This window comes from Streptomyces aurantiacus (assembly GCF_001418335.1).
GTDB classification, from domain to species: Bacteria; Actinomycetota; Actinomycetes; order Streptomycetales; family Streptomycetaceae; genus Streptomyces; species Streptomyces aurantiacus.
Window position 1 is genome coordinate 1 of sequence record NZ_LIPP01000161.1, and the last position, 4,750, is coordinate 4,750.

At 72.2% G+C, this 4,750-nt stretch carries 4 protein-coding genes; 1 reads left to right on the forward strand and 3 read right to left on the reverse strand.

What is annotated here, in order from left to right; all coding sequences use genetic code 11:
- From AOK01_RS22020 to AOK01_RS22030, 3 genes are all read right to left on the reverse strand, one after another.
- Positions 1 to 759: hypothetical protein (locus AOK01_RS22020; RefSeq protein WP_245702360.1), on the reverse strand; the 759-nt coding region annotated here is incomplete at its 3' end.
- 104 nt (positions 760 to 863) lie between these two features.
- Positions 864 to 1,262, reverse strand: coding sequence for a hypothetical protein (locus AOK01_RS22025; protein ID WP_055514345.1), 399 nt, complete (start codon positions 1,260 to 1,262; stop codon positions 864 to 866).
- Between the two features lie 184 nt (positions 1,263 to 1,446).
- A complete protein-coding gene (locus tag AOK01_RS22030; protein ID WP_055514347.1) occupies positions 1,447 to 2,880 on the reverse strand; it encodes a type III PLP-dependent enzyme domain-containing protein in 1,434 nt (477 codons plus the stop codon).
- Between the two features lie 151 nt (positions 2,881 to 3,031).
- Between AOK01_RS22030 and hutU the strand changes: the two genes are divergently transcribed.
- A complete protein-coding gene (gene hutU, locus AOK01_RS22035; RefSeq protein ID WP_063792842.1) occupies positions 3,032 to 4,705 on the forward strand; it encodes a urocanate hydratase in 1,674 nt (557 codons plus the stop codon).
- The last annotated feature ends 45 nt before the right edge of the window (positions 4,706 to 4,750 follow it).

The following is a 4,750-nucleotide window of genomic DNA, read 5'->3' on the forward strand; positions in this document are numbered from 1 at the left end:
CGCTTGGGACACTTGGGCCGCCTGCGCGGTCGCAGAGGAGGCGGGGGAGGCGGGAGCGGCGCGGGACGCGGGGGACACGGGGGATTCAGGGGGTGCGGCGGTTTCCGGTGCCCGGGGGTCGACCGCCCGCGCGCGTGTCGTCACGATTCCGGCGGCTGCCAGCCGGCGGACGTCGACCAGAGTGTGGAACCCCGGCCGGCCGAGGACCTGCGAGATGTCCGAGGCCGTCCGTTCCCCGTCCACCTGGTCGAGAACCGTGCGCTGACGCGGGGGGAGAGCCACGTCGACGGCACGGCCGGTCCGGACGAGTTCCGCGGTGTCCGTGTCCGGGTCCGGCCAGATGCGGTGCAGCAGCGCGCGGCGCCGCAGCGTCTCGCGCTCCACCGCGTCCACGCTCACCGGTCGTACGGGGCCGATCCAGTGCGCGACCCCGTACCTGAACCGCGCCGGGCCGCTGCTCGTGCCGAGCGTGAAGAACGCGGCGTCGTACAGCGCCCCCAGATGACACAGCTCCAGGGCGCCCGCGGTCAGCCGCCCGCTGTCCACCAGGAACCGTCCGACGCGGCGCTCGGCCCCCGCCTCCGAGACGGCCTCCCACCAGCCGTCGGAACCCAGCGCGCCACGGCTGGTGAGCAGCACGTCGAGCCCGGGAGTCGCGGGGCTCTCGGCGTGCACCACCTGGCCCTCGACCAGATACAGCACCCCGCGGTCCCGCGTCAGGACGCCGGTGGCACGCTCCTCCGCGAGACGGCTGAGCATGGGGCTGAGTACGGGGACCGCCGGGTCGTGGTCGGGTCTTCCCGGCCCCGGCCGGGGGCTTCCCGGCAAGGGGCGTCCCGGCAGGGGGCGTGCCTCCATCGTGGTCACCCCACCACCAGCCGCTCGGCCATCTCGCCCAGGCGGATACGGGCCAGCGCCAGATTGCCCTCCGAACGTCCCAGCCACAGATGCAGAAACACACTGCTGTCGAAGGTCGTCCGGACGAAACGCAGGACGTGGTAGCTGTCCCTGTTGCTGATGATGAGGTCTTCCACCGGCGGCTGTCCGCCGGACCAGTCGGCTCCTTCCTCGGGGGCGAAGGCCTTGTGCTCCGCGGCGAGCCGGGCGAGTTCCGCCGCCTCGGCCGCGGTGGCCTCGTGGTCCCCGTTCGGCGAGTCCCCGACCGTGCCCAGAGCCAGTCCGCTGGTCCAGTCGACCACCGAGGCCCCACGGGCTCCGGGCAGCCGCATGGCCTCCAGCAGGCACTCGTCGATTCCGGGCACGGTGCGCCCCCTCCCGCCCGTAGATTCAGCTGAGTGACGCCGAAGCTACGCAACGTGTGCACTACGGGTGAGGGATCCGGCATTTTCCTGTGGAACATGCCAACCGCTGGCTAGAGTTGGTCGATTGCCCTCTCGTTGCCGTGTCGATTGCCCTGCCGAGCGGTCTGGGGCCGGTGCGGGTCGTTCAGAACGTGCCGGTCAACGCCTCCGCGTGCGCTCCTCCCGACTCCGTCACGATCTCGTCGAGCGTCTGCGCCGTGCGGACCACCGCGAACCGCACCCCGCCCGCCGCGCCCGTCCCGCCCGTCGTGCCCGCCCCGTCCGCAGCATCCGTCCCGTCTGGGCCGAAGCCGTGGATGGCCGGCCGCGCGAGCGAGTTGTACCCGTAGTGGTGCGCGAAGTAGTACGCCCCGGTGTCCAGCGCGGCGGCGTAGTCGCCCTGTTCGAGCAGCGGCATCGACCGGCCCTCCGCCAGCAGGTCACCCGCGAAGCAGGCGGGGCCCGCCACGTCCTGCACCACGTCGGGCCCCGCCTTCGGCCGCCCCTTGGTGTCGTACGCGGCCACCCTCAGCGGCCACGACTGCGGCGCGTACACCGTGCGGGCCGCCACCTGCACGCCCGCGTGCGTCACCGCGATCGCCCGGCCGCCCGCCGACTTCGTGTACTCGACCCGCGCCAGCACGATCCCGTGCTTGGCGAGCAGGGACCTCCCGAACTCCGTGACCAGCCCGAACCGCCCGTCGAACAGCCCCGGCACAGTGGCCGCCAGCAGCCGTGCGTACTGCGCGTACGCGGGAGTGTGGGCGTCCGAGCCGAAGTTCACCGGCAGCCCGCCGCCGATGTCGAGCGTGTCGATCTGCCGCCGCCCGGCCCGCTCGTTGATCTCCTCCGCGAGCCGGTACGTCTCAGCCACCCCGTGCGCCATCAGCTCCAGCGGCACCCCCTGCGAACCGGAGTGCGTGTGCAGCCGGGTCAGCCACGGCCGGTCCAGATACGCCCGCACCACCCACTCGCGCGCCCCCTCGTCCCGCAGCGCGACCCCGAACTTCGAGGTCGCCGTCGCCGTGGACAGAGCTCCGATCGAACCCCCGCCGACCTGCGGGTTCACCCGAAGCCCCAGGGGTGAGCGGGTCGACGCCGACCGGACCAGCGCGTCGACGCGCGCCAGCTCCTGGGGGTTGTCCGCGTTGACCGCGATGCCCAGCGCGAGTGCCTCCCGCAGCTCGGCGGGGGTCTTGGCGGGCGAGTCCAGGACCGTGCGGGCCGGCGGCACCCCGGCCGCGCGGGCGAGGGCCAGTTCGCCCGGGCTGGCGACCTCCATGCCGATGCCCTCCCGGTGCAGCAGCCGCAGCACCGGCACGAGCGGGGTCGCCTTCACCGCGAACGCGTGCAGCACGGGCGTACCCGGTGCGGTCACCGCGTCGAAGGCCGCCCGCAGGGCCGCCGCGGAGGCCCGGATGCCGGTGATGTCGAGGAGCCCGACGATGGGCGTGGCGGGGCCCACGAGTCCTTGTTCCACGGCCGCGCGAACCGCCTGGTCGCGCCGCGCGGCCCCGTCGGCTCCCTCGTCGGCCTCCCCGCGCGCCGCCCTGTCCCCTGTGCCTGTGTACGCAGTCATGCATCCAGCCAAACACCCGCGCCCCGCCCGTGGTGGCCCACGAAGGTATTGACTAGCTCTATTCAGGACATCAGGATGTGAATAACCGCTGGATGAACGGCATCACCCGAAGTGCTTACCGGAGTACTTACCAGTCGCCAGGAGGCAGACCATGTCAGGACCCCGTCCTGTCCGAGCACCGCGCGGTACGGAACTGAGCGCCCTGGGATGGCAGCAGGAAGCCGCTCTGCGGATGCTGCAGAACAACCTCGACCCCGAGGTCGCCGAACACCCCGACAAACTCGTCGTCTACGGCGGCACCGGCAAGGCCGCCCGCGACTGGCGTTCCTTCGACGCCATGGTCCGTACGCTGCGGACGCTGAAGCAGGACGAGACGATGCTCGTCCAGTCCGGCCGGCCGGTCGGTGTCATGCAGACCCACGAGTGGGCGCCGCGCGTCCTCATCGCCAACTCCAACCTGGTCGGCGACTGGGCGAACTGGGAGGAGTTCCGGCGCCTCGAAGCCCTCGGCCTCACCATGTACGGGCAGATGACCGCCGGGTCGTGGATCTACATCGGCACGCAGGGCATCCTCCAGGGCACCTACGAGACCTTCTCCGCCGTCGCCGCGAAGAAGTTCGGCGGGACGCTCGCCGGGACCATCACCCTGACGGCGGGCCTCGGCGGCATGGGCGGCGCCCAGCCGCTCGCCGTGACGATGAACGACGGCGTCGCGATCTGTATCGACGTCGATCCGCGCGCCATCGAGCGCCGCATCGAGCACCGCTTCCTGGACGTGCGGGCCGATTCCCTGGAGCACGCCCTCCAGCTCGCCGTCGAGGCCCGTGACGCCCGCCGCCCGCTCTCCATCGGCCTGCTCGGCAACGCCGCCGAGCTGCTGCCGCGGATGCTCGCCGAAAGCGCCCCGATCGACATCGTGACCGACCAGACCTCGGCCCACGACCCGCTGGCCTACCTGCCCGTGGGCGTCGACTTCGCCGACATGGCCTCGTACGCCGCGAAGGACCCTGCCGGCTTCACCACCAGGGCCCGCGAGTCCATGGCACGGCACGTGGAGGCCATGGTGGGCTTCATGGACGCCGGCGCCGAGGTCTTCGACTACGGCAACTCCATCCGGGGCGAGGCCCAACTCGCCGGATACGAGCGGGCGTTCGCCTTTCCCGGCTTCGTGCCCGCCTACATCCGGCCGCTGTTCTCCGAGGGCAGGGGGCCCTTCCGCTGGGCGGCCCTGTCCGGCGAGGCGTCCGACATCGCCAAGACCGACAAGGCGATCCTCGACCTCTTTCCCGAGGGTGACTCCGTTCAGAACGAGTCCCTCCACCGGTGGATCAAGCTGGCCGGTGAGCGCGTGCGCTTCCAGGGACTGCCCGCGCGGATCTGCTGGCTCGGCTACGGGGAGCGGGACAAGGCGGGCGAGCGCTTCAACGACATGGTCGCCTCCGGTGAGCTGGCGGCCCCCCTGGCCATCGGCCGCGACCACCTCGACTGCGGTTCGGTCGCCTCCCCGTACCGCGAGACCGAGGCCATGCTCGACGGCTCGGACGCGATCGCCGACTGGCCGTTGCTGAACGCGATGGTGAACGTGGCCTCCGGCGCGTCCTGGGTGTCCATCCACCACGGCGGCGGCGTGGGCATGGGGCGCTCCCTCCACGCGGGCCAGGTGACGGTGGCCGACGGCACGAAGCTGGCGGGCGAGAAGATCCGCCGCGTGCTGACGAACGACCCGGGCATGGGCGTCATCCGGCACGTGGACGCCGGGTACGACATCGCGGAGTCGGTCGCCGACGAGCGCGGCGTGCGCATCCCGATGCGGGAGGGCGAGTGAGCCGGCTGTCCGGTGGGCACCGGGATTCTTCCCCCACCCCGCCCC

Bases quoted from the DNA above. Each gene is read 5' to 3' on its own strand.
- AOK01_RS22030 (WP_055514347.1), bottom strand. From the start codon at position 2,880: ATGACTGCGTACACAGGCACAGGGGACAGGGCGGCGCGCGGGGAGGCC.
- hutU (WP_063792842.1), top strand. From the start codon at position 3,032: ATGTCAGGACCCCGTCCTGTCCGAGCACCGCGCGGTACGGAACTGAGC.